The 25125-nt window shown below is 45.1% G+C and carries 25 protein-coding genes; 16 read left to right on the top strand and 9 right to left on the bottom strand.

Annotated elements, in window-relative coordinates; genetic code table 11:
* Positions 1 to 102 precede the first annotated feature (102 nt).
* A complete protein-coding gene (locus L1N97_RS05585; protein WP_226750610.1) occupies positions 103 to 801 on the top strand; it encodes an AAA family ATPase in 699 nt (232 codons plus the stop codon).
* A complete protein-coding gene (locus L1N97_RS05580) occupies positions 788 to 1093 on the top strand; it encodes a ribbon-helix-helix protein, CopG family (protein ID WP_226750609.1) in 306 nt (101 codons plus the stop codon). The genes L1N97_RS05585 and L1N97_RS05580 overlap by 14 nt, the downstream gene beginning before the upstream one ends.
* Before the next feature lie 33 nt (positions 1094 to 1126).
* On the opposite strand, the gene L1N97_RS05575 is transcribed toward L1N97_RS05580, so the two are convergent.
* Both L1N97_RS05575 and L1N97_RS05570 read right to left on the bottom strand, forming a co-directional pair.
* Positions 1127 to 1549, bottom strand: coding sequence for a DUF3010 family protein (locus L1N97_RS05575; RefSeq protein ID WP_236129092.1), 423 nt, complete (start codon positions 1547 to 1549; stop codon positions 1127 to 1129).
* A gap of 12 nt (positions 1550 to 1561) precedes the next feature.
* Positions 1562 to 1924 carry a hypothetical protein gene (locus L1N97_RS05570; RefSeq protein WP_229586203.1) on the bottom strand — a complete coding sequence of 121 codons (363 nt, stop codon included), beginning with the start codon at positions 1922 to 1924 and terminating at the stop codon, positions 1562 to 1564.
* Positions 1925 to 2103: 179 nt separating this feature from the next.
* Here L1N97_RS05570 and ccoG point away from each other — a divergent pair, with 179 nt between their 5' ends.
* From ccoG to L1N97_RS05555, 3 genes are read left to right on the top strand one after another with little or no spacing between them, the layout of a single operon-like run.
* Positions 2104 to 3531, top strand: a complete 1428-nt coding sequence (gene ccoG, locus L1N97_RS05565; protein ID WP_229586204.1) for a cytochrome c oxidase accessory protein CcoG — start codon at positions 2104 to 2106, stop codon at positions 3529 to 3531.
* 1 nt (position 3532) lies between these two features.
* Entirely contained in the window at positions 3533 to 4531 is a 999-nt protein-coding gene (locus L1N97_RS05560; RefSeq protein ID WP_229586205.1) for a serine/threonine protein kinase, read from the top strand.
* 58 nt (positions 4532 to 4589) lie between these two features.
* A complete protein-coding gene (locus tag L1N97_RS05555; protein ID WP_229586206.1) occupies positions 4590 to 5225 on the top strand; it encodes a thiol:disulfide interchange protein DsbA/DsbL in 636 nt (211 codons plus the stop codon).
* A 50-nt stretch (positions 5226 to 5275) separates the two neighbouring features.
* Here the strand turns inward: L1N97_RS05555 and L1N97_RS05550 are convergent, their stop codons facing one another.
* From L1N97_RS05550 to L1N97_RS05540, 3 genes are all read right to left on the bottom strand, one after another.
* Complete coding sequence (locus tag L1N97_RS05550; protein WP_236129091.1) at positions 5276 to 5659, bottom strand: DUF4920 domain-containing protein; 384 nt, start codon at positions 5657 to 5659, stop codon at positions 5276 to 5278.
* 9 nt (positions 5660 to 5668) lie between these two features.
* Positions 5669 to 7501 carry an SLC13 family permease gene (locus L1N97_RS05545; protein ID WP_236129090.1) on the bottom strand — a complete coding sequence of 611 codons (1833 nt, stop codon included), beginning with the start codon at positions 7499 to 7501 and terminating at the stop codon, positions 5669 to 5671.
* 169 nt (positions 7502 to 7670) lie between these two features.
* Complete coding sequence (locus tag L1N97_RS05540; protein ID WP_236129089.1) at positions 7671 to 9695, bottom strand: S9 family peptidase; 2025 nt, start codon at positions 9693 to 9695, stop codon at positions 7671 to 7673.
* A gap of 249 nt (positions 9696 to 9944) precedes the next feature.
* Between L1N97_RS05540 and L1N97_RS05535 the strand changes: the two genes are divergently transcribed.
* Entirely contained in the window at positions 9945 to 10520 is a 576-nt protein-coding gene (locus tag L1N97_RS05535; RefSeq protein WP_236129088.1) for a DUF6942 family protein, read from the top strand.
* Positions 10507 to 10983: a hypothetical protein gene (locus L1N97_RS05530; protein ID WP_236129087.1), complete on the top strand. Its 477-nt coding sequence runs from the start codon at positions 10507 to 10509 to the stop codon at positions 10981 to 10983. The genes L1N97_RS05535 and L1N97_RS05530 overlap by 14 nt, the downstream gene beginning before the upstream one ends.
* Here L1N97_RS05530 and L1N97_RS05525 read toward each other — a convergent pair.
* Complete coding sequence (locus L1N97_RS05525; RefSeq protein ID WP_236129086.1) at positions 10980 to 11198, bottom strand: hypothetical protein; 219 nt, start codon at positions 11196 to 11198, stop codon at positions 10980 to 10982. The two genes, L1N97_RS05530 and L1N97_RS05525, sit on opposite strands and share 4 nt — an antisense overlap.
* Before the next feature lie 278 nt (positions 11199 to 11476).
* Complete coding sequence (locus L1N97_RS05520; protein ID WP_236129085.1) at positions 11477 to 11686, bottom strand: hypothetical protein; 210 nt, start codon at positions 11684 to 11686, stop codon at positions 11477 to 11479.
* Positions 11687 to 11760: 74 nt separating this feature from the next.
* On the opposite strand from L1N97_RS05520, the gene L1N97_RS05515 reads away from it, so the two are divergent.
* The 4 genes from L1N97_RS05515 to L1N97_RS05500 all read left to right on the top strand — a co-directional run bounded on the left by L1N97_RS05515 (position 11761) and on the right by L1N97_RS05500 (position 16156).
* Positions 11761 to 12000 carry a helix-turn-helix domain-containing protein gene (locus L1N97_RS05515; protein WP_236129084.1) on the top strand — a complete coding sequence of 80 codons (240 nt, stop codon included), beginning with the start codon at positions 11761 to 11763 and terminating at the stop codon, positions 11998 to 12000.
* On the top strand, positions 11997 to 13979 hold the full coding sequence (locus L1N97_RS05510; protein WP_236129083.1) for a DUF2075 domain-containing protein: 1983 nt from the start codon (positions 11997 to 11999) through the stop codon (positions 13977 to 13979). Before L1N97_RS05515 ends, L1N97_RS05510 begins: the two co-directional genes overlap by 4 nt.
* Positions 13980 to 14352: 373 nt before the next feature.
* The gene (locus L1N97_RS05505; RefSeq protein WP_236129082.1) at positions 14353 to 15681 is read left to right on the top strand and encodes an ATP-binding protein; all 1329 of its coding nucleotides are present in this window, start codon (positions 14353 to 14355) and stop codon (positions 15679 to 15681) included.
* A gap of 13 nt (positions 15682 to 15694) precedes the next feature.
* Positions 15695 to 16156 carry a methyltransferase family protein gene (locus L1N97_RS05500; protein ID WP_236129081.1) on the top strand — a complete coding sequence of 154 codons (462 nt, stop codon included), beginning with the start codon at positions 15695 to 15697 and terminating at the stop codon, positions 16154 to 16156.
* Between the two features lie 18 nt (positions 16157 to 16174).
* On the opposite strand, the gene uvrA is transcribed toward L1N97_RS05500, so the two are convergent.
* On the bottom strand, positions 16175 to 19000 hold the full coding sequence (uvrA, locus tag L1N97_RS05495; RefSeq protein ID WP_236129080.1) for an excinuclease ABC subunit UvrA: 2826 nt from the start codon (positions 18998 to 19000) through the stop codon (positions 16175 to 16177).
* Positions 19001 to 19365: 365 nt separating this feature from the next.
* Between uvrA and L1N97_RS05490 the strand changes: the two genes are divergently transcribed.
* Positions 19366 to 20730 (top strand): MFS transporter, encoded by a 1365-nt coding sequence (locus tag L1N97_RS05490; protein ID WP_229586219.1) that lies wholly within the window; start codon positions 19366 to 19368, stop codon positions 20728 to 20730.
* 22 nt (positions 20731 to 20752) lie between these two features.
* Positions 20753 to 21361, top strand: a complete 609-nt coding sequence (gene ssb / locus L1N97_RS05485) for a single-stranded DNA-binding protein (RefSeq protein WP_236129079.1) — start codon at positions 20753 to 20755, stop codon at positions 21359 to 21361.
* Positions 21362 to 21530: 169 nt separating this feature from the next.
* Here ssb and L1N97_RS05480 read toward each other — a convergent pair whose 3' ends face one another.
* The gene (locus tag L1N97_RS05480; protein WP_236129078.1) at positions 21531 to 22412 is read right to left on the bottom strand and encodes an AraC family transcriptional regulator; all 882 of its coding nucleotides are present in this window, start codon (positions 22410 to 22412) and stop codon (positions 21531 to 21533) included.
* A gap of 170 nt (positions 22413 to 22582) precedes the next feature.
* Here L1N97_RS05480 and L1N97_RS05475 point away from each other — a divergent pair, with 170 nt between their 5' ends.
* The 3 genes from L1N97_RS05475 (at position 22583) to L1N97_RS05465 (ending at position 25005) form a co-directional block, all read left to right on the top strand.
* Positions 22583 to 23533, top strand: a complete 951-nt coding sequence (locus tag L1N97_RS05475) for an SDR family oxidoreductase (RefSeq protein ID WP_236129077.1) — start codon at positions 22583 to 22585, stop codon at positions 23531 to 23533.
* 71 nt (positions 23534 to 23604) lie between these two features.
* On the top strand, positions 23605 to 24273 hold the full coding sequence (locus tag L1N97_RS05470; RefSeq protein ID WP_236129076.1) for a fibrobacter succinogenes major paralogous domain-containing protein: 669 nt from the start codon (positions 23605 to 23607) through the stop codon (positions 24271 to 24273).
* Between the two features lie 3 nt (positions 24274 to 24276).
* Positions 24277 to 25005: an alpha/beta fold hydrolase gene (locus tag L1N97_RS05465; RefSeq protein ID WP_236129075.1), complete on the top strand. Its 729-nt coding sequence runs from the start codon at positions 24277 to 24279 to the stop codon at positions 25003 to 25005.
* The last annotated feature ends 120 nt before the right edge of the window (positions 25006 to 25125 follow it).

Genomic DNA, 25125 nt, shown 5'->3' with positions numbered 1-25125 from the left:
TTATAGGCTGGCACTAGCTATATTGCCAAGATTGCCTACACTTTAATAGTGTCATGGCAGATCAGACAGCCAGCGCTGTTGTACAACAGAGAGGGTGCACAAATGATTTTGTTAGTTGGTGGTGAAAAAGGTGGCAGCGGCAAAAGTTGTCTAGCACAGAATATTGCTGTGTACTTTTCCCGCGAGAAAAATGCTAATGTGATGTTGGTCGATTGCGATCCGCAACGCACCACGTCAGATTGGGTGCAAGAGCGACACATGAATCCAGAATTACCTTGGCTGAATTGTGTGCAAATGTACGGCAAAATTCGTTATGAGCTGAAAAGCTTAGAAATGCATTACGATGTGGTTGTGGTGGATTGTGGTGGCCAAGACAGTGTGGCTTTACGTTCAGCGATGGTGGTGGCCAGTCATGTATTATTTCCACTAAGACCGAAGCGCCGCGATTTAAAAACACTCGAACACCTTGAAGATTTGGTCAGTGCCTGTAATGTAGTTAATCCAGAGATGATTGTGGGTTGTGTTTTAACCCAGTGTCCGTCATTACCCAATCAAGCTGGACGCATTTTAGATGCAAAAGAGGTCTGTAAGAGCTTTAATTTACGTGTGCTCGACAACATTACTTACAGTCGCAACATTTATGACGATAGCGAAGAAAAAGGCTTATCGGTAATGGATGTGGATAATGAAGGTAAAGCAGCCTCGGAAATGAAATCGATTATTGAAGAATTGCTATCCATGAGGGCGATACAACAAGATGGCGCTAAGCGACCTGAAGAAAAAGTCTTTGCCGTCAAATAAACCCAGTTTTACCACTGAAGAGTTTATTGATGATGCAAATAATTATGCCTTGGGGCTGCCGCAAATTGTCAGCTTGCGGCAACTATTACCAGACGAGGATGAAACGGCTAAACTGCCGATGCGTCATGCTACTTTTACGTTAAGCGAAGAGGCGATTGCTGCCCTAGCCGAGTTAAGTGAATTAACCGGTGAATCTAAATCGAAACTGATCCGTACCTTAATTAAACGCGCCACGCAGTCAGTGCAAATTGATTTGGCGCGCTTAAAACCCACAACATCAAAAAAAGACTAACGATTTCAACAACATTTTGTGAGTGATAACAGCCTAGTTAACTAAAAACGCGTAGGCAGTAACATAAGCCGTTTCTTGAAAAACTTTTAGGCCGGTTGATTTAAAATCTACAGGTAAGGGATGACGTTTAATGCGATCTTTTAAGGCCGCACCCGACAAAATGGTGGTGGGACAAGTGGGAATTAATTGAATTGCCGCTTCAATTTTAAACCCTACCGCACCGCCCGCAAATTTACCCTTTTGTGGCCGCTCTTTAATGATCAGATGCTCAATTTTATAATCTTCGACCAGTTTTTTTATCGCAAATTGAAATTTTTGTACGCTTTCAGCTTGTTGATCTTGACTCAGCGCGATTCGATTAACCCGACATTCCGGAAGATCAAATAAGCCGTCTTCTAAATTCATTAAACATAAAATGGCTTCACTGCCTTTTATTTCGATCCCGCAGACGCGCATGGCAATTTCCTGTTAGTTATCTTGTAATTGGTTTAAATGTTTTTCGATAATGCGGCAGCTTTTTTGCTGCACCTCACCAAAAAGCAAAGAATTAAATTCTTGGTTTACGCAGTAGGTTTGCCGATATTCCAAAATACTGCTGCGACTGGCTGCCGCATTGTTTAGCAATTTTTGTTGGCCAACCCCAAGGTTTTCAGTTAAGGCGGTAAATTCGCGCTGTACCGCAATCACTCCACGATCTTCCTGCTGCCAGCTTTCGTACACCACAGACTCTACCTTGTTAAAAAACATATCTCGGTAGGTTTTGAGTGGTTCTCTGCCAGAAAAAGTGATTAAAAGTAAGATAATAAAGGCAAACCAAAAAAACTTCTTCATAGTTAAGGCTTATAATTGCAAGCAATGCCTCATTCTAGCGGAATTCAAACGCTTTCGCATTAAAGTGTTGTGATATATGGCGGTAGCTTATTTTATGTCAAATAATTTCGGTAAGAGCCTGATATACTGAGGCCATCACCAGTTGTCACCCAGTGCCATGTTATTGTTGAGGAAGACCAGTGGATAAGCAAAAAATTGACGTGAAAAACATACCGGTTGAAGTGAAAATTCATCGACCTGCCGCTGATACCACAACGAAATATGCTTCACGCGATCGGATCTATATTCGTTCGGTGAAGGGATTACACCAAAGCCTGCGTCGTAATATGGGCTTTATCTTTATGTCGTTGTTTTTTCTTTTGCCATGGATCCCATATCATGGTCAGCAAGCGATCCTGCTAGATATTGGTGAGCAAAAATTTAATATTTTTGCCTTAACCCTGTGGCCGCAAGACTTTACCTTATTAGCCTGGATCTTTGTGATCGCCGCTTATGCGTTGTTTTTTGTGACAACCTTTTATGGGCGGGTCTGGTGTGGTTATCTTTGCCCGCAATCGGTGTGGACTTTTACCTTTATGTGGTTTGAAGAGAAGATCCAAGGCACGCGTAATCAGCGCATGAAGCTTGATCAAGCGCCGATGAGTTTTAATAAGTTTTGGAAGAAAGCCCTAACGCATTTTTGTTGGTTGGCTTTTGCATTGTTTACCTCATTAATTTTTGTCGGCTACTTTACGCCGATTGGCCCACTATTCCTTGATTTCTTTACACTGCAAGCCGGGTTTTGGGCGGTGGTGTCAGTACTGTTTTTTACTTTTTGCACCTATGGTAATGCCGGCTGGATGCGCGAAATTATGTGTACGCACATTTGCCCTTATGCGCGCTTTCAATCAGCGATGTTTGATAAAGACACTTTTACCGTCACCTATGATGAAGCGCGTGGAGAAAACCGTGGACCTCGAAGCCGCAAAGATACCGATTATAAAGAAAAGGGCTTAGGCGATTGTATCGACTGTAACCTGTGCGTGCATGTCTGCCCTACGGGCATCGATATTCGTAACGGCTTGCAATATGAATGCATTAATTGCGGGGCTTGTATCGATGCCTGTGACGATACGATGACAAAAATGGGTTATCCCAAAGGCCTGATCAGTTACACCACTGAACACACCTTACAAGGTAAACCGGCGAAAGTGTTCCGGCCAAAACTACTGGGTTACTTCTTCGTGTTGATCTTGGTGTGTGTGGCCTTTGTCGTGAATTTAGCCATCCGCAAACCGTTGGAGCTCGACATCATCCGCGATCGGGGAGCCTTATATCGTGAAACGCCAGAAGGCTTAATTGAAAATACCTATACCCTCAGTATTATCAATAAATCGCAGCAACCAAAAACGCTGAACTTGTCGGTTATGGGCATTGAACAGTTAAAATGGATTGGTGATACCGAAGTGATATTAGCCGGAGGCGAAAGCCGAAACGTGGTGATAAGCCTCGCTTTAGATCCCTATTATGCGAAGAAGCCGGTGTTAGACGTAAGCTTTACCGTGACGGATGCAGCACAACCCGAGTTAACGATTTCTCAGGAGAATAAATTCTTTGCCGGGCGTTGAGTTGACGCAGCGTTTTGATTTTTCAACGCTGCAGCCTGACCTGATTTTAGATGCGTTGTACCATTACGGTTTCGATGTTAGCACTGGGCTGCTGGCACTAAACAGTTATGAAAATCGCGTTTATCAATTTAGTGCTTATCGTGATGGTGCCGCACAGCCCGAAAAACTGGTGGTTAAGTTTTACCGACCAGAGCGTTGGACCGCGGCGCAGATTGAGGAAGAGCATCAATATGCTTTTGCCTTAGTCGACGCCGACATCCCCGTAGTGGCACCGCTTCGTTTTGCTGGCAGTAGTTTATTGCATTATCAGGGCTTTTTATTTGCGGTTTTTCCAAGTCGTGGTGGCCGTACTTTAGAAATCGACAACGATGAGCAATTGGCTATGTTGGGGCGGTTTTTAGGTCGGATGCACCAGGTGGGTCGCCAACAACCTTTTCGTGAACGCCCCACCTTAACCGTCGAAAGTCATTTAATTGAAAGCCAGCAAGTATTAGCCAGCTTAAGTTTAATTCCCACTTATCTGCGGCCGGCCTTTGACAGCGCCTTAGCGCAGGTGATTGCCGAAGCCAGTCGACAATATCGGCCCGCTCAGCTGATCCGGCTGCATGGTGATTGTCATGCGGGTAATCTCTTTTACACTGGCAATGGCCCGTTTTTTGTCGATTTAGATGATTGTCGCATGGGGCCGGCGATGCAGGATATCTGGATGATGCTGTCCGGTGATCGGCAACAGCAGCGTTTCACCCTTGAGTTAATGCTAGAAGAGTACGAACAGTATTGTGAATTTGATCCGGCCGAGTTAAAACTGATCGAGCCATTACGCGCTATGCGTATGATCCATTATATGGCATGGTTAGCGCGGCGTTGGGAAGATCAAGCTTTTGTGATGAACTTTCCATGGTTTGGTACAGACAAATACTGGGAACAGCAGTGTCTGGCGCTAAAAGAGCAACTGTCATTATTACAGCAACCCCCTTTAAGCTTAGTGCCAGACTATTAACAATTTGCTAAGCTAGTGCGCAAAATGACCCAGCAGTATGACTAAATAGAGGTAAATAATGAAAAAGTGGTTAGTAGCAGCCGTCGCTGCCGTCTTGTTCCCCTTGTCGGCATTCGCCAACAATTATGAAGAAGGCAAGCATTACGAAGTGATATCAGAACAAAAAACAGCTAAGCCAGAAGTGAAAGAATACTTTTCTTTTTATTGTGGTGGTTGTTACGCTTTTGAGCCGATTGCCCAGAGTTTAGCGAAAAACTTACCTGCCGGTACCGAGTTCAAAAAATCACATGTCGACTTTATCCGCGCCGCCTCACCTGAAATTCAAAATGCTTTAGCGCGTGCTTATATCTCTGCGAAAAACCTAGGTAAAGGCGATGAAATGGCCACGGCTATTTTTAATCAAATTCATAAAAGCCGCGTACCATTTCGGGCAGAAGACGATGTGCGTAGCCTGGCGCTGATTAATGACATTGATGCAGAAACCTTCGATAAAGCCATGCGCAGCTTCCCAGTGCGCGGAGCGGTAGGCCAAATGGCACGTGAGCAAGAACAATTAAGTGAAAGCCGTGTACTAACGGGTGTGCCAATGTTGGTGGTTAACGGTAAATATAAAATCAATAATCAAAACTTAGATCAACGTAATCTGCAAACAGATATGCAAAACCTTATCGAGTTTTTATTAAAGAAAGACTAGTTATACTCTGCTAATGAAAAGGGCCAGCATGCTGGCCCTTTTCTATGTGCTTAATCAGCAATCTCAACACCCGTAGGGACTAACTGATAAGCCTCCGCTTTACCTTCGGCTTGTGGCCAAACTTTAACGATACCTTTTGCATAAGCCGTTTTGCCTTTCGCGCTTAATGGAAACACCATATCGCCATCTTTTACTTTAATGCGAAAGCGAGACTCTGCTTCATCGCTTGCGAGTGTCATCCAGCAATGCATTTTGGTACAAACGGCGGTGACAGTACCTGCAATGGTAATTTCTTTATCAAGATAGGTGGCAGGCGATGCTAATACCGAGGCTACGCTGGTCAATGCGGTTTTATCAAGGTTCTCACCAAAGGTAGTGGCTGCAGATAAACTGGCCGCAAAACAAAGTGACGCTAAGCTGAAAAGTGCTTTCATGGTTTCTTCCTACAAAGGCCAAAAGAACAATAATGCCGGCACACCGACGACAATCACAACAATTTGCATCGGCAAACCAAGCTGCCAGTAATCCGTAAAGCTAAAACCACCCGGGCCTAAAATCAAGGTATTATTTTGATGGCCAATAGGGGTTAAAAAGGCGCAAGAAGCACCGATAGCAATAGTCATCAGCAGCGTATCGGGGTTTACGTCAAGTTGTGTGGCTAAACTGATGGCAATGGGGCACATCATCGCGGCTGTGGCGGCATTATTTAAAAAAGACGTTAGAACAATAGTGAGGATTAATAAGCTGATTACCGTTAGCTGTGGGTCTGCTTTACCGACTAAGTCGAGCATACTCACGGCTAATAAATCCCCTGCACCCGTCGAACTCATGGCCCCGGCAACGGGGATTAAACAGCCTAATAACACGATCACCGGCCAATCAATCGCACTATAGACCTTGCGCAACGGAATCACATGAAAGGCCATGATCAACAACATGCCGGCGGCAAAAGCCACGGCGGCCGGTAATAATCCTACCGAAGCCGACAGTACGGCTGCGAGCATAAAGCCACTGGCCAGTAAGGTTTTGCGTTTATCCGGCACCTGAATTTGCCGCTCAGCCAACGGCACACAGCCAAAATCGGTGGCGAAGTTTTGTAAGGCTTGGCTGTTGCCTTGCATTAAGATCACATCCCCGGCTTGAAAACGAGTACGGCGTACCCGTTTAACTGAGCGATTACCGTGGCGTGATAACGCTAACAAGTGAATATTAAAGCGCCGGCGCATTTGAATTTGCACGGCGGTGCGGCCAATAAGATCGGAGTTGGGTAACAGTGTTAGCTCAATCAAACTGACGTCAGGGCTCACTAAGGTTTTTTCTTTAGAGGGGGGAATATCGGTTTGGCTTTTGGCTAACGCTTTATCTTGTTCTTTTTGCAGCTGCGTATCTGCGCTATCTTCCAGCGCTAATTCTAAGCTCGATAACAATTTACCCAGTGTTTCTGGTTCGGCTTCAATCACTAAAATATCGTTTTCTTTTAGTTGATAAGAGCTAGAAGGAACATGCTCCCGGTACTTGTTTCGTACTATACCCACTACTTGTGAGTCGAGTTCATCTAAACTGCGCTCGAGTTCACGTAAGCGGCTACCACAGAATTTACTACTCGCTTTGATCCTAACTTCCGTTAAATATTTGCTGGTTTCAAAGCTACTGAGATCAGCCCGTTGCCGCACCGGCACTAAGCGCCAACCTAATAAACCGATAAATAACACACCCGCTAATGTTACTGCGATGCCCGGCCCCGCAAAGTCAAACATGGCAAAGCCTTGACCATGTACTTCGGCTCTAAAGCTGGAAATGATCAAGTTCGGAGGGGTACCAATAAGCGTCGTCATACCGCCAAGCATCGAGCCAAAGGCCAGTGGCATTAATACTTGGCCGGGTGCCAGATTAATGCGGCTGGCAAGCGGAATGGCCATCGGCATCAATAACGCTAATACGCCAACGTTATTCATAAAGCCGGACAACACCGCCGCAAACGCGGTTAAAGCGGTAATAGTGAGTGTTGGCCCTGCATTAGAGGGTAAAACTTTGTGTGCTAAGACATCAATCGCGCCAGTCGTTTGCAGTGCTTGGCTTAAGACCAATACACAGGCAACGGTAATCACCGCGGGGTGACCAAAGCCATTAAAGGCTAACTCTGCAGGGATCAAACCTACCAGCACGCAGGCTAGTAGGCTAAACAGCGCCACAATGTCGTGTCGCCAACGATCCCAAACAAACAGTACTGTGGTGATGCCAAGGATCGAAAAAATCAGTAACTGGTCAAGGGTCATAAAGGTTCCTGTACCAGACAGGGGCAAAGCCACTGTCGAATAACCGCTCTTTCTCTATACTAGGCGTTAATGGGTAGAAGTAACAGCTAAAGAGTTGAAAAGTCGGCCTTTAGTTTGAATGCCGAGAGAAAAACTGCAGCACGCAGCGCGTGCTGCGTGCTGGGAGGGATTAACGCGCGCCAGGCTCGGCGAACTGGGTCATCCAATCTTTCACTTGGTTATACCAATAGATGGAATTGTTTGGTTTTAAGATCCAGTGGTTTTCATCGGGGAAGTAAATCATTCGCGACTCCACGCCACGGCTTTGCAAGGTGCGGAATAACTCAAAGCCTTGCCCAACCGGTACCCGATAATCTAACTGGCCATGGATAACTAAGGTTGGCGTATTAAAGTTACCGGCAAAATAATGCGGCGAAATACTTTTGTATATCTCTGGTTTGTCCCAGAAATTGCCAAAGCGGGTTGAATGTACAGCAAAGTCTGCCGCCATTTGCGAATACATGTTGTAAACCGCGGCATGGATCAGCAGGGCTTTATACGGATGTTCAGTACCCAACAAGATAGCACTTAAGTAACCACCGTAGCTGGCGCCACCGGCCACCATGCGCTCGGTATCAATCCAGGGTTGTTGCTGGAACCACGCGGTCGCGGCTTGAATATCGGCTAAGGGTTTCGTGCGCCAATCGGGGTTAATGGCATCGGCAAAGTCTTGGCCAAAACTGCTAGAGCCATGGAAGTTAGGCCAGGCCGTAACATAGCCCCAAGAAGCAAAGGTTTGTGCATTCCAGCGGTAGCTAAAGCTATCGCCAATGGCATTGTGCGGGCCGCCGTGGATCAGCATAAAGAAGGGATACTTTTTGCTCTTATCAAAGCCCGGTGGGTAATGCACCCACATTTGGATATCTTGGCCTTCAGCCCCTTTATAGGTTACCGATTCATAGGTGCCTAAGTCTGTTTTTGAAAGTAATTCATCATTAAAGCTATCCAAGCGCGTGGTATTACCCGAGCGCACATCCACTTTTACCAGGCGCGCTGGATATAAAAAGCTGTCATTGGTGGTGACTAAGGTATTTTTACCGGCTAATACCGGGCTACCAAAGCTGGTGTTTTTGGTAATGGCGCGTTGTTTGCCATTCTTGGCATCAACATAAAATAAACGGCTGGTAGCCGCATCATCCACGCTGGCGTAAAAACCTTTACTATCGGCGGCCCAAACAAAGTCACTGACTGAGCGATCCCACTCAGTGGTCAGTTCACGGGTGGTTTTCTTCGCTAGGTCGTACACCATTAAACGTGCGGTGTCGGCATAAAAACCCTGAATACGCAGGCGGCTAAAGGCCAAGCTTTTACCATCAGGGCTAAAGCTGGGGTTCGCATCGGGGGCTTGGTTATCCGGTGTAATGTTGTCAGCTTTATCGCTGCCGATGGCCGCTAAAAACAAATCAATTTTCGGATCAACGCTGTTGCTTGAACCATTGGCATTAAAGGCGATATAGCGCTCTTGCGCATCAATGTCGTAGCTGCTGGCGTTTTGGCTAGAGCGCGGTAATTCGATGCCGATTTTTTGGGTGATAGCTTCTACTTCACCGCCTTTAGCAGGAATACGGAAAACATGCGCTTGGCGACTTTCATCTATCCAATGGTCGAACTGCGAATAAGGCAGTGCATTCCACTGCCAGGCTGACACTTTTTTCTCTTTATTGGCTTTAAGTTCGCCGCTCATTTCTTCCCAGGTTTTGCCTGGCCAAATACGGCTGACAAAATACAGGTGCTCCCCGACCCATTTCATACCATAAACGCCGGTAGGTACTTGTGTTAAACGCTGTGCTTCGCCGGGGGTTGTTAGGGGTAACAGATAAATTTGCCCGGCATCGTCTTTATGCCGTTGGCTGATAAAAGCCAAGGTTTTACCGTCTGGCGAAAAGGTGGCTTCGCTGGCACGCATGCCTTCAGCGGTAAGGGGGCGCTGAGTTTTACCATCGGCGCTAAATAGCCAAAGCCGGGTATGGCCTTGATCGGCGGGTACATCATAGCGGGTCACGGGCGCGACAATCATACTGCCATCGGCGGAGGCAACCGGAGTGCCAATGCGCTCTAATTGCCATAACCGCTCTACACTTAAGCTGTTATCTTCAGCCGGGTTAGCCAGGGCTAACAGTGGCCAAAACAAACACAGCAACACGAATTTTTTCATCGTAAGACTCCGTATTATTGAATGCCGATCAGTTTGGTTTTTTATAAAACGCGGTTTGCTCATATCCACATGCGATAATCATGCATGGCCTGTCAGGGTTGATTTAAAGCAAACCGGTTAGGCTTACTGATCGGCATTACCGTATTATTAGGTTATTTTTCTGAAACTTTACCGTTAGAATAGTAGCACAAAGCCTTGCTAGGTTAAGGCGTTCTGCCGCAAGAACTAAGGCGTTAAACGGGAGTATCTATGCCACTGGTTGGTGTGACAACAGCGCCGCCGCTTGTGAGCGAATTCGCCATAGGTTTTGGCGATCCGCAGGCACAAATCTGTGTGTATGTGGCAAAGCGGCCACCCATGCAGGAATATGCGGCACTTAATCATATACAGCCGCTAAGTTATGGTGAAATATCTGCGATTAACCAGGCCTGTGGTAATGGCTGGCGCAAAGTGTTTAATGTGTATGCCAAGCTGCTATTTACCCTAGATAAGCGGCAGTTTACTTTCCAACAAACCGCCGACAGTTGGCAGCAATTCCGTGAGCAGCAGTTATTACAAACCGGCAGTAACACGGCGTTGTTATTTAGCCTGCCGCAGTTCGCCGTTAACCGCCATGCGATCCATATTATTGCCGGGCGCACCCATGCCAAAGCGCTGCTAGATGCGGGGTTAGCGGCGCAATTGCAATGGTTAAATAATGAGTTTGCTATTGATCGCCAGCAGCGCCTATTGGTCTGCCCCTATTTTGATTATCGGCAACTGAATAACGAAAAAATTCAGCGGCTTTCAACCCTAATAAGTGAGTTACCCCATGTTAAAACCTGACGCGTTAACCGAACAATTGACCGAGCTTAGCAGTCTTTTATCTGCTTACCCTTTTGGTGTGGGCGGCAGTTGTTTGCTATGGCAACTGGGGTTAGATGTGCAGCCTACTGATATTGATCTGGTGTGTACGGAAGCAGATTTTGCCGCGATAAGTGCGCTGTTGACCCATGCAGGCTATCAAGCACAGTCGATTAAGTCTGATCCGATGTATGCCACGGCTAAGTTCAACCATTTTCGCCATATAGAGGGCCGCAGTGTTGATCTGATGGCCGGTATTGCTGTGCGAAAAGACAATGTAATCAGTCGCTTTGCTTTTCATCCTGAGCGCTGCCGCTGGCAAGATGGCATTTGTTGGATGCCGCCTGCCGATTGGTTGCACATTTACCAGTTGTTTGGTCGCAGCGAACGGGTTGCGCAACTGCGGCAGTATTTAGTGAAGTTGCGCTTAGGCAGTTTGTCTTAGCGATCGACCAACAACTCAGTCAGTACCTGTTTGATAAAGTAGGCCACCGCACCAAGGGTGCTAATGGGCAAAATAAACGGGATAATGCTGTAAATTGTCTTTTCAAAAAAGCCAATCAACAAAAAGAAGATGACAGGCGCGACGGCCAACAGCAACGTAAATCCTAGGTGTTTTTTGATGATATTCGCTATGTGTTTTTCGGTGATTTTGTTCATCGCATACCGTCTTTTGTTATAGCTATTAGCGCAGAACGAGCAGTAGTGGCAGCTCATGAATTTAGCAATGTTTCTGTTGAACGGCAAATAATCCAAACCTAAGTTTATGGCGGATAACTGTTCTATAACTATAGGCACGTGCGTTAATTTTATAACGATTTAGCTGCTAGCATGGCCGTTGTTAGTTTTTAAATCGAAGCGACTTTTGTGTAGTTGTAAATAACTGCGCAAGATTCAAGGCTTGACCCTGTGGGCCTAAACACCAATAAAAGAAAAAGTTATATTTGAAATTTAAGTAATGCTTTTATTGGCGTTAAATTATATTTATCTGCATAAGCACTTATGGCTTCGTTCATTGGCATATCCCCAAAACGGTCTAACCACTCCGCTTTTGTATAACCAGTATCATTAAATGTGATGCAATATTGCTGTTCGAGCATTTCACTTAGCAATACAAAATCTAGCTGGTTTGTTTCTTCTCTATGCATATCCATCCTTATTGTGACTTATAGTCCGTAGCATTATAAGTCACATCAGCTGACGATGTTAACAAGAAAAGTTAATGAGTATCGTTATGCATCAGGATGTACTGCAATTATTCGGTTTGCGTGTCAAACAATTACGACTTGCTAAAGGTATTAGCCAAGAAGATCTTGGTGCGCTTGCCAGTTTGGATCGCACCTATATCAGTGGTATCGAGCGAGGTAAACGAAATGTTGGTTTGAAAAATGTCGAGCAGATTGCTAAAGCATTGAATGTATCGATTGCTGAGTTATTTTCAACCCCGGAGTTTAATCAATGAACCGGGCTTACTATGGTGCAAGTATTTCGACGTTTTTGTTAACGGAAGAGTCGAAAATAATTGGTGATTTAACTAAAGCGCATGGTCAAGAATTACAACACTCTCAGACAATAGCTTGGGCTGAACAGATACGGTTACTGCATCTCGTTTTCAGAGACATAGCAGTCAACGGTGATATTTTCTTTGAGTTCATGATTCCGCGCATGGGACGTAGAGCGGATGTAATCATCATAACCGGAGGTATGATTTTTGTTTTAGAGTTCAAGGTAGGAGCTAATAATTATAGTTTTACCGATCGTATGCAAACAATGGGTTATGCGTTAGATTTAAAACATTTTCACGAAGGAAGTCATAACAAATATTTAGTGCCAATTTTGATTTGCACAAATGCACCTGATCAAAATATAACTTTAAAATTTAACTCAGAGCTTGTCGCAGATGTACTTTGTTGCTCAGGTGCTAATTTAGCTATCTTAATTAATCAAACGATTAATCAACTGCCATTATCAAGCATTGATATTGATAGTTGGCTTGCGGCCTCTTATAAACCCACCCCTACGATTATTGAAGCGGCGCAAGCGCTTTATTCTAATCACAATGTTGTCGATATTACCCGCTCTGAGGCTGGAAGTATCAATATTGCAGAAACGAGTACTCGACTTTTTGAGATCATCCACAATGCACGACTGAATAGGCAGAAAGTCGTTTGTTTTGTTACTGGTGTACCGGGTGCTGGTAAAACTTTAGTTGGCCTTAATATTGCGAATCAGCATGCCACTCCAAAAGATGATGAATATTCAGTATTTTTGAGTGGCAATGGACCTCTAGTAGCCGTTCTGCAAGAAGCACTTTCTAACGATTTATATAAAAATGAATCGGTTAAAAAAGTAGATGTTGGTGAGAAAAAACTTAGTAAACATGAGTGTCGGAAAAGAGTTGAAAGTTTTATTCAGAACATACATCGATTTCGAGATAATTATTTAATTGATCAAGCGAAACCACCAGAACACGTTGCAATATTTGATGAGGCACAGCGGGCTTGGAATCAACAGCAGGCAGCAAAATTTATGCAACAAAAGCGAGGATTTGCTAATTTCAATATGTCAGAACCTGAGTTTCTCATTTCAGTAATGGATCGGCATAATGATTGGGCTGTTATTATTGCTTTAGTTGGTGGTGGGCAAGAAATTAATGTTGGTGAAGTAGGCATTCTCGGTTGGTTTGACGCAATGAACAATATGTTTAAACATTGGCATGTGTATTGTTCACCCAATTTACTTACTGGTGAGTATATACGAGAAGGAATCGAGCAGAGCACCCTCCAATCTTTTCATCAAGAGCAAAGTCTTCATCTTGCGATATCAATGAGATCTTTTCGTGCTGAAAAACTATCTTCATTTGTGCATTTTCTTATTGCAGGTAATGCAAAAGCTGCAGCCCAAGTTTATAAAAATATTAAATCACTGTTTCCTATAGTGGTTACTCGAAATTTAGATCAAGCTAAGGCTTGGCTCAAACTGCGAACGATAGCTAACCGGCGTTGTGGTTTGTTGGCATCCTCAAATGCTATTCGGTTAAAAGCAGAAGGTATTTTTGTTAAAAATATTATAGAACCGGAAAAGTGGTTTTTAGCATCCGCAGATGACATTAGGTCTAGCAATTTTCTCGAAGATGCTGCAACTGAATTTGATGTGCAAGGATTAGAATTAGATTGGTCTTTAATCGCATGGGATGCTGATTTTCGATTTATGAATGGTGCTTTTCAACATTGGCGTTTCTCAGGCACAAAGTGGCAAAGAAGACTGCAGAATGAGCAACAGCGTTACTTAGAAAATGCTTATAGAGTTTTACTAACGCGCGCTCGTGAAGGCATGGTGATCTTTGTACCTTTTGGTAACGAGGCAGACAATACTCGATTACCAGAGTTTTACTGTGGGACTTATCAGTATCTTTTAGATTGTGGTTTGCATGAGATCTGAGAGATAGCTCAAAGTGAGCAAACGCCTAAAAGCAGTTGGAGTCGGCCTTGAATGTTGCATTTTTTCTGTTGAACGGCAAATAATCCAAACCTAAGTTTATGGCCGATAATTTTTGTTCTGACTTTAAACACGTGCGCTAATTTTATAACAGTTTGGCCGCAAGCATGGTCGTTGTTAGTCTTTAAATCGAAGCGACTTTTGTGTAGTTGAGCATTACTGTGCAAGATTCAAGGCCTGACCCTGTGGGTTCACTTTTACGCGCACAAAAATGCAAAATATCACACTTTTATGCGCATAAAAGTGTTGATAAGTTTGTTTTTAAGCGCAGAAAAGTGTAGTGTCGGCATAAGGTGACACTATTTATGGAGGGGCTATGAAGCGCGATTTATTAACAGCTTTGCTGCGCTGGAAAGAAAAGCCGGAGCGTAAACCGCTGCTAATAGATGGCGCGCGGCAAACCGGTAAAACCTATTTGTTGCAGCAGTTGCTTGGCCGGCAGTTTGCAAAGGTACTGCGGATAGATTTTCTGGAGTCGCCGCAGATGCAGGAAGCCTTTGCTGGCTCGTTAAGCCCTGCTGATGTGCTGGGTAATATTGAGCTATTAACTGGCCAGCCGTTTAATATGGCCACTGATCTGCTGATCCTCGATGAAATTGGCGAATGCCCGCGGGCTGTCACGGCATTAAAATACTTTGCCGAACAAACCCCGCAGGCGTTTATTGCTGCCAGTGGTTCTAATATTGGTTTGCTGAATACTTTTCCGGTTGGCAAGGTTGAGCAATACAATTTACGGCCCTTAACCTTTCGTGAGTTTTTATTAGCCTCTGGCGAAACTTTGCTGTTAAAAGCTTATGATGCCGGGCAAAACTCTGCGGCTGCCCACACTAAACTGTTTGATAAGCTCACCGACTATTACTTTACCGGCGGTATGCCAGAGGCCGTTAGCCTGTGGTTTGCGCTGGCGGAGAAAAGCTTGTTGGAGCGGGTAAACGCGGTGTCGCAGATACATGCCGATTTACTGGCCGGCTATGTGCGGGACTTTGGTAAATACTCCGGCAAGGTAGATGCCGGTTTAATTGAAGCGGTGTTTACTGCAGTGCCAGCTCAGCTTGCTGCAGTAGTGGACGAATCGGTTAAGCGCTTTAAATTCAAACAGGTATACGAGCGTAAATCACGTTATCAGGAGCTGGAGAGTGGTATTATCTGGCTGGAAAAGTGCCGGTTGATCTTAAAAAACTATCCTGTCGAAGGTACTCCACGCAGCCCGCTGGCGGCTTATAAAAAAGATAATATGGTTAAGTTGTTTTTGTTTGATGTAGGTTTGTTAAACCATATGCTGGGTGTCAGTTATTTGGAAATAAAGCAGCAAAGTTATGACTACAAAGGCTATATTGCCGAAAATTTTGTGCAACAAGAACTCGCAGCATTGGGTATTGACCCGACTTTTTCCTGGAGTGATGCCAGAGCGGAAATAGAATTTATTCTCGCTGATAACCGCGGCAATGTGATACCGCTCGAAGTAAAAAGCGGCAAGCGCACCAAGGCTAAATCATTACAGTCTTATATTGAAAAATGTAACCCGGCTAAAACCATAAAACTAACCGGCACGCAGGGCTCGTCACCACTAGAGCAGCAACATCTGGTGTATCCGTTGTACTACACTGCGCAAGCCGTTCGCCAGCACCTGCTGGCGTTAGTTTAAAAAGGATGATTCTTTGCAGACACTCGAACTTAAAATTCCGCCGCTGCTGTTGGTGGTGCTATTTGCTTTAGCCATGTGGCTGCTAGCACAGCATTTACCGTCTGTGGCGCTGCCACTTAGTTGGCGGGTTTTTTTAGCCGGCATTCTCGCGATTGTCGGTATGGCGGTAGCACTAGCTGGCGTACTGGCATTTCGACGGGCAAACACTACGGTAGACCCGCGCGTACCGCAGCAAAGCTCTAGTTTGGTCATTCGGGGTATCTATCGTTATAGCCGTAACCCTATGTATCTGGGGTTTTTACTGCTGCTAATGGCATGGGGCTGTTATTTACAAAGCGCGTTGGCGTTGCTGTTATTGCCAGTGTTTGTGCTGTATATGAATCGGTTTCAAATAATGCCGGAAGAGCGCCATTTACAGCAGAAGTTTGGCGCTGACTATCAGGCTTATTTAACGCAGGTGCGGCGCTGGCTGTAATAAGCCAGCGCCTTATTATTACTTGTTTAACAACGGCTTTAAATACTGCCCAGTGTAGGATTTTTCGCACGCGGCAACTTGCTCGGGTGTGCCGGCAACTAAAATTTCGCCGCCGCCGTTACCGCCCTCTGGGCCGAGATCGACAATCCAGTCGGCGGTTTTAATCACATCTAAGTTGTGTTCAATCACCACTATGGTATTGCCGTGATCGCGCAGGCGATGCAATACGTTTAGCAGTTGCTGAATATCATAAAAATGTAAGCCGGTAGTCGGTTCATCCAAAATATACAGGGTTTTGCCAGTGTCACGTTTGCTCAGTTCGCGTGCCAGTTTTACCCGCTGTGCTTCGCCGCCCGATAAGGTGGTCGCAGATTGGCCGAGTTTAATGTAAGTAAGCCCTACATCTTTCAGGGTTTGCAGTTTACGGTTTACTGCCGGTATTGCTTCAAAAAACGCCAGGGCGTCTTCGACCGTCATATCCAGCACTTCGTGAATGTTCTTGCCTTTGTATTTAATCTCTAGCGTTTCGCGGTTATAGCGTTTGCTTTTACAGACATCGCACGGCACGTACACGTCAGGTAAAAAGTGCATTTCCACTTTTATTAAGCCATCGCCTTGGCAGGCTTCACAGCGGCCGCCCTTCACGTTAAAACTAAAGCGCCCCACCTGATAACCGCGTGAGCGGGCTTCTTGGGTGCCGGCGAATAACTCACGTACCGCCGTAAAAATACCGGTGTAGGTGGCAGCATTCGAGCGCGGGGTGCGACCAATCGGGCTTTGATCGATATCGATCACTTTATCGAAATGATCTAAGCCTTTAATGTCTTTGTGCGGTGCCGGATCGGCGCCTTCGCCTTTATTCAGCACACGATGCGCAACGCGAAACAGCGTGTCGTTAATCAGGGTAGACTTACCTGAACCCGATACGCCGGTAATACAGGTCATCACACCAAACGGGATCGCTAAATCAACGTTTTTCAGGTTATTACCGCTAGCGCCGGTCACTTCTAACCATTTATCGGTTAATGCTGTGCGCTTCTCTGGTACGGCAATTTTGCGCGTGCCAGCCATATATTGCCCAGTGAGAGACTCCGGCTCGGCCATCACTTGCTCCAAGCTACCTTGCGCCACGATGTAACCGCCATGCACGCCTGCGCCCGGGCCAATATCAATAATATGGTCGGCCATGCGCACAGCATCTTCATCGTGTTCAACCACAATTACCGTATTGCCTAAATCGCGCAGGTGGGTCAGCGTACCTAATAAGCGATCGTTATCGCGTTGATGTAAGCCAATTGATGGTTCGTCCAACACATACATCACCCCCACTAAGCCCGCGCCAATTTGGCTGGCCAAGCGAATACGCTGTGCTTCACCGCCCGAGAGGGTTTCGGCACTGCGTGACAAATTAAGATAATTTAAGCCGACGTTGACCAAAAAGCTTAAGCGGTCTTGAATTTCTTTTAACACTTTTTCGGCGATTTTGGCTTTTTGCCCCAGCAAGCTCAGCTGTTGGAAAAAGCTTAAGCAATCACCAATCGACAGCTCCACCACTTGCGGTAAATTGGTTTGGCCAATAAACACATGCCGCGCTTCGGTGCGTAAGCGGGTGCCGTGGCAACTCGGGCAAGGTTGGGTGGCGAGGTATTTACTCAGTTCTTCGCGAACTGAATTAGACTCAGTTTCGCGGTAACGCCGTTCCATATTCGGCAAAATGCCTTCAAACGGATGACTGCGCTGCACAATATCACCGCGATCATTTAAGTATTTAAAGTCAACAATGGTCGCGCCGCTGCCTTGTAAAATGGCTTCTTGATGCTTTTTACTCAGGGTACTAAAGGGCACATCGAGCTGAAAACCATAATGATCGGCCAGCGCTTTGAGCATTTGGAAATAATAGAAGTTGCGTTTATCCCAACCGCGAATGGCGCCACCGGCCAGGCTTAACTCGTCACTGACGATGACTTTTTTCGGATCGAAAAACTGTTTTACGCCTAAGCCATCACAGCTGGGGCAAGCACCCGCCGGGTTGTTAAACGAAAATAAACGCGGCTCTAGCTCGGCCATCGAATAGCCACAGGTTGGGCAGGCATAATTGGCCGAGAACACCAGTTCGGGGGCAGTACTATCATCCATTAACGCCACTTTGGCGACGCCACCAGATAACTGCAAGGCAGTTTCAAAGGATTCGGCTAAACGCACTTTAATGTCGTCACGTACTTTAATGCGGTCGATCACCACTTCAATGGTGTGCTTTTTCTGTAAATCGAGTTTTGGCGGATCGGATAAATCACAAATTTCGCCATCAATACGGGCGCGTATATAGCCTTGGGCGGCTAAGCCTTCTAAGGTTTTTACGTGTTCGCCTTTGCGCTCTTGTACCACCGGCGCTAGCACCATTAGCTTGGTGCCTTCAGGGAACTCGGCCACTTTATCGACCATTTCACTGATGGTTTGTGCGGCCAGCGGTAAATCATGCTCGGGGCAACGCGGTTCGCCAACTCGGGCAAACAGTAAGCGCAGGTAATCGTAAATTTCGGTAATGGTGCCCACGGTAGAACGCGGGTTATGCGAGGTCGATTTTTGCTCTATCGAAATAGCTGGAGACAAACCTTCGATATGATCGACATCGGGCTTTTCCATCAAGCTTAAAAATTGCCGGGCATAGGCCGACAGCGACTCGACATAACGGCGCTGGCCTTCTGCATACAAGGTATCAAATGCCAGTGACGACTTGCCCGAACCTGATAGGCCGGTAATCACCACTAGTTTATCTCGGGGAATTTGCAGCGAAATGTTTTTTAAGTTGTGGGTGCGGGCACCCCGGATATCAATTTTGTCCATTCAGGCTTCCAGTGGTGGTTGGCGTGCTGTTTGCTGTACAAATATACACTAATGGCAGGGTTAATAGCCAGTATCGAGCTAGAATTGCCCCTGCTCAAGCTATTTTAGCAAGGTAAAACACCCATAAAGCGCTTACTTACGTATTGAAGTGGGGTTTGGCTTAAAACGCCAAAATTTATCTGTAAACCGTGATTTTTCCGTTGGCTTACTGGCATGCCGTGTGGCGCGTGATATGGCCAGTTAAGTTGATGCAGGGTAACAACGCTTGGTTAAGACAACCGGTCGTTAGTTATACCGCCCGCTCAGCTTTTTTATGCTAAACTGCGGCCTTCGTGAAATCTAATATCTAGCAACGCTCTGGCAGAATGCATCAACTAAATTCTCTTGAAAAACGCGCGGCCATCGCACTGGCTTTAGTTTTTTCTACCCGCATGCTCGGGCTCTTTATGCTATTACCGGTATTCGCCCTGTATGGTCAAGAGCTGGTTGGCTTTTCACCCTTGTGGATTGGTTTAGCGATTGGCGCTTATGGTCTCACGCAGGCGATTTTACAAATTCCTTTTGGTTGGTTATCGGATAGAATTGGCCGGCATAAAGTGATGTTGTTGGGGCTGTCATTATTTGTGCTTGGCTCGGTAGTCGCCGCGATGGCTGAGTCAGTGTATATGGTAACACTTGGGCGTGTACTGCAAGGCGCCGGTGCTATTGCGGGTGCCGTGTTGGCTTTAGCCGCGGATTTAACCCGAGAAGAACAGCGCCCTAAAGTCATGGCGATTATTGGTGGCAGTATTGGTTTATCCTTTGCGCTGGCGATGGTGCTGGGGCCAATTTTAGCGCGTTGGGCAGGGCTTAGCGGCGTATTTTGGTTTACCGCCGTGTTAGCGTGTGCGGCGATGCTGATTGTGGCTTTTTTAGTACCACACAGTGTGAGCCGTTCGGCTGGTGCTGAAACCATAGCGTTACCACAAAGCTTAGCCAGTATGTTGGCGCATGGTCAGTTGTTGCGTTTAGATGTTGGTGTAATGCTATTGCACCTGATGTTAACCGCTATGTTTGTCGCTTTGCCGCCGTTATTACTTAAGCAGCAGTTAGCGGCAGAGCAGCATTGGCAGGTCTATTTACCGGTGCTGTTGTTATCGTTTGTGTTTATGGTGCCGATGATGATTATTGCGATGCGTCGGCAGCAAGAAAAACGCTATTTTTTAATTAATGTTCTATTATTGGTTATAGCAATGTTAATTAGCTGGCAAGCGGCTACCCTCTGGGGTTTTGTTTTGGCATTGTTGGTCTTCTTTATTGGTTTTAACTATTTAGAAGCCAGTTTGCCCGCCATGGTGTCGCGCGTTGCGCCAGCAGGACAACGCGGTAGCGCCATGGGCATTTATTCCAGTAGTCAATTTTTGGGCGCCTTTTTCGGTGGCTTATTAGGCGGCACCTTGGCACAGCAATTTGGTTTTAGTGCAGTGTTTGCAGGTTTAGCCTTGATTGGTTTAGTATGGCTGGCAATTGCCAGCACCATGCAGGTGCCTGCGCGTTCTCAGCGCTTATCGTTACCGGTTTCGGTAACGACTGAGCAGCAAGCCAATCAGTTGGCCAGCAAGCTGGCCGCGTTGGTGGGAGTTCAAGAGGTCACGATATTGTTAGCAGATCAACGTTGCTATCTGAAAGTTAGCTCGCAGCAGTTCGATTTAGCGCAAGCTCAGTCTTTGGTTGCCACAGGCAACCAGTAACATTTTTGCAGGAGAGATACGCATGGCGCGTGGAATTAATAAAGTCATTTTAATCGGTAACTTAGGTGCTGATCCTGAAGTGCGTTACATGCCGCAAGGCGGTGCTGTTGCGAATATGACTATCGCAACGTCAGAAAGCTGGACCGACAAAGCGACCAATGAGCGCAAAGAACAAACCGAATGGCACCGTATTGTGATTTATCAGCGTTTAGCTGAAATTGCCGGTGAATATCTGCGTAAAGGCTCAAAAGTGTACATTGAGGGTAAGCTTAAAACCCGTAAATGGACCGACAAAGACGGCGTAGAGCGTTACACTACGGAGATCGTGGCAAACGAGCTGCAAATGTTGGATGGCCGTGGTGAAGGTCAGCAACAAGCTGGCGGTATGGGTGGCGGTCAGCAAGGCGGTTACCAGCCTCGCGGCCAACAAGGCGGCGGTAATAATAATTACCAGCAAGCGCCACAGCAAGGTGGCAGTAACTATCAGCAACCAGCGCAAGGCGGTGGCGGTTATCAAAAACCTGCACAAGCTCCTCAGCAGGGCGGTGGTAATTATCAAGCACCCAGACCCAATCAGCAGGCTGCACCAATGGAACCGCCAATCGATTTTGATGACGATATTCCGTTCTGACTCAGGTAGCTTATCCGTTAAAAACCCCGCACTGTCGGGGTTTTTGCTTTATTAAGATAAGGTAATAATGCAACTAAAAAGACTTAAAAGGGGGAGGGTTTGAACACCTGACGAATAATAGTGTTGCACGCAATGCAGATAATAAGATTAGCTGCGCATCTTTTACTTCTTAACCTACTGTATTGCCTTTCATCCAATGCTTTGGCGACGCTCCGAACATTCTTTTGAATTCTCGGCTAAATTGAGAAGAACTTACATAACCGACTTCCATTGCCGCGATATTCACATTTATACCTGCTGAAATTTTCATTGCGGCATGGTTAAGGCGCATTGATTTCACAAATTGTATTGGTGACAAATTGGTTGCTTGTTTGAACTTTCGATGAAGTACAGCACGGCTCATCCCGATATAGTCAGCCATATCATCTATAGTAATGGCCTTACTTAGATTAGAAGATAAATATTCAATTGAGCGCGCTATTTCATTGTCTACGCCATATGACCGTCGCAAAGCAAAACCAGCTTCACCTTTTAACATGGTGTAATAAAGTTCACGTAATCTACTCTTACTCAGAATGGCTAAATCTGCAGGATTGCCAGCTAACAATAAAAGTCTATTAAGGGCCTCGGTAAAATCATTATCCCATTTCGCGGTTAACAACCCTTTGGGGTGAAGCTCACCCTTATTTCTCCTCATTCCGTTATTAACACTTTGTATTTCTAATACAAGTTCAGTCATCAACTGGCTATCTATTGAAATATAAACACCTACTAAAGGTTGTTCAGGCGAGGCTTCAGGCGTGCCCGTCTCAATCGGCATCGACATTGTGCAACAAATGTATTTATGGCTGTCGAAAAAGTATTTAGCACCATTCCAAATCGCTTCTTTTTGGCCGCTGACTATAGCTGTTACAGACGGCTCATATACTGCAGGTGCGCATTGAACAGGTTGTGTTATTTTAAAAATTTTGACACCTTTGATACCAGTTTCAACCATGTCACTAGCGCTAACTTTGGTATTAATGAAATGCTCTATTAATTCTTTACTCATCTAAATTATTTGTATTCAGTTCGACAGATTTCATCGTAGCAGTCGGCAGCCCAAAATCAAAACTTTGATACAAATAGGCATGTTTTAGAGATTAAATCGCCTATTAGATAGCAATCAATAACTTTATAGTGCGCATTATTTGAAAAGTAAGCTTTCTCTCAAAGGTCATTATGATAACTTCAACTCAATTTGGTTCAACTGGCTGGACTCCAGCCCAGATAGGTTCTCTTGACGGTAAAACCTATGTGATTACAGGCGCTAACACGGGTGCAGGATTTCAAGCTACACGTATTTTGCTTTCAAAGGGGGCTTCGGTTGTAATGCTGAATCGCAACCTTGAAAAATCCGAAGCCGCGATGACTGAACTAAAAAATGAATTTGGCATTACTGCTGCAGTACGTCATATCGTAATGGATCTTTCTAGTCTTGCTTCCGTTCGTGAAGCGGCAGCAGAGGTACTGAAAAATGTGCCTCAAATTACGGCTTTAATTTGCAATGCTGCTATCGCACAAATTGCAAAGCAACAACTCACGGTAGATGGTTTTGAAAGTCAGTTAGGTGTTAACCACTATGGCCATTTTCTATTATGCGGCTTACTGTTTGATCGAATTGAGGAATCACAAGGCCGTATTGTCGTTGTTTCTAGTGAAGGTCATAAAATGGGGCTAAGAACCATTCAGTTTAATGATATGAATTGGGACAAAAACTATCATCCAAACAAAGTTTACAGCCAAAGCAAATTAGCACAAATGATGTTCGCTTATGAGTTACAAACAAGAATAAAAACGTCAGGAAGAAACGTGAAGGTTTACGTTTGTCATCCAGGTGCATCAAACACATCTCTTATAAGAGAAAGTGCAAATTTAATAACACGTTTATCGTGGGTATTGATGGTAAAGGTTGGGCTTGCTCAGAGCGCTGAAAAAGGTGCCTATCCTGAAGTGATGTGTGCAGTTGAAGATAACCTGAAAGAGCTAGCTTATTATGGACCAACAGGATGGTTGAATTTTGGTGGGCCTGTTGGTGAGTGCCAGCTTGAGTCGTTTGTATTAAACAAAGATACATTAACTCAATTATGGGATCTGTCTGAAAAAGAAACTTCTTTTCGTTGGCAGTTTTAACAGCATAAGTAAAGAAAGCCATGTTGAATCGAAAAAGCTTAAAGATATCATTTTTTTTGATGGGGAGTCTTATGTTAACGCCGATAACCTTATCCGCGAGTCAGTACGAGAATAACTTTACGAGTGCAGCGGGATCTGTGTTAGATCACGATGAAAACAGCTATAACACGGTGAAAATAGGCGATCAGATTTGGATGTCAGAAAATTTGCGTGTGACAACGTTTCAGGATGGTTCAGCTGTGACCACTGGGTTCATACCTGATGATGATGAAAAAAATCTACTTCTGTATGGCAGACTGTATAGCTGGTATGACGTTGTCGATGAAAGAAAGCTCTGTCCAGCAGGATGGCGAATTGCATCAGATGATGACTGGAAAACACTTGAGCAAACAATAGGTATTCCTGAGTTTGCTTTAAATAGTGAGGGCTGGCGAGGCAACAATGATATTGCAATTACCTTAAAAGCAGAGCAACCCAATACGTTTTTTAAACGCTTCGACCAATCAAAGGTCAATAAGCATCATTTTTTTGCCAGACCTGCTGGCGTAAAAGTTGGAAACTGGTATCTCACAAAAGGCATGTATAGTGAATTTTGGACAAGTAGTAGTGCAACGGAAAAACAAGCATTTGCTAGAACACTTGCTTATTCTTGGTGGAACACTCACAAGGGGGAGATCCGGCGAGAAAAGCTAGATAAACGTTTCATGTTTTCAGTTCGATGTGTAAAAAATTTAGTGTAAGCAATGACAAAATCACTTATCTCAATTGTTCTCTTGCTAGTGCTAACACCAATCGTCAGTTGTGCAAACAGTACAACTAATACATCAAATGATACTTTGGTTGTTATCGCACATGGCTTTGGCAGAAGTGATTGGGCGATGTGGCGATTAGCTCAACGGTTGAGAAATGCTAAATACAACGTTTGCTTGTTAGACTATGCCACTATTGGTCAAAGTGTAAGCGCCGTGTTAGCTGAAACAACCAAACAAATTGACGCATGTGTACATCAAGCATCTGAGGTACATTTTGTTGGGCATTCTCTAGGCGGCTTAGTTATTAGGGCATACCTTCAAAACAATAAACATAAATTGGAAAATATCAAAATGGGCAATGTAGTATTAATCGGTACGCCAAACAAGGGCAGTGAGTTAGCCGATTATTTAAATGGCTCTTGGTTAATGCATATTGGGGGTGACATTAGCCGTGCATTGATGACAGGTAATAACAGTTTAGGTATTAACTTACAGGAGTTAGAGGTTAATATTGGTGTGATTGCCGGCACACATTCATCCAAACTAACACGTAATCAGTTTAAGGGGCCAAATGATGGCTTAGTATCGGTTGAGTCAACTAAATTAGGCAATATGACGGATTTTATTACTTTTGATGTAGGGCATTCGCAAATGCGAAATAATTTTGAGGTTTCTAAACAAACCATTCATTTTTTGCAAAACGGTTTTTTTAAGCATTAATCAGTAAGCTAAACACCACTATTCATGTTTGATTGTTAACAGCGATGGCTTGTCACTTCTGATGTGTTAGTCAGAAAATGGTGGTGAGCTCGCAATTCAATGACGAGTGAAGTGGAGTAA

The organism is Rheinheimera sp. UJ63, from assembly GCF_021568285.1.
Classification (GTDB): Bacteria; Pseudomonadota; Gammaproteobacteria; order Enterobacterales; family Alteromonadaceae; genus Alishewanella; species Alishewanella maricola.
This window is presented reverse-complemented; position numbering and strand designations above follow the sequence as displayed.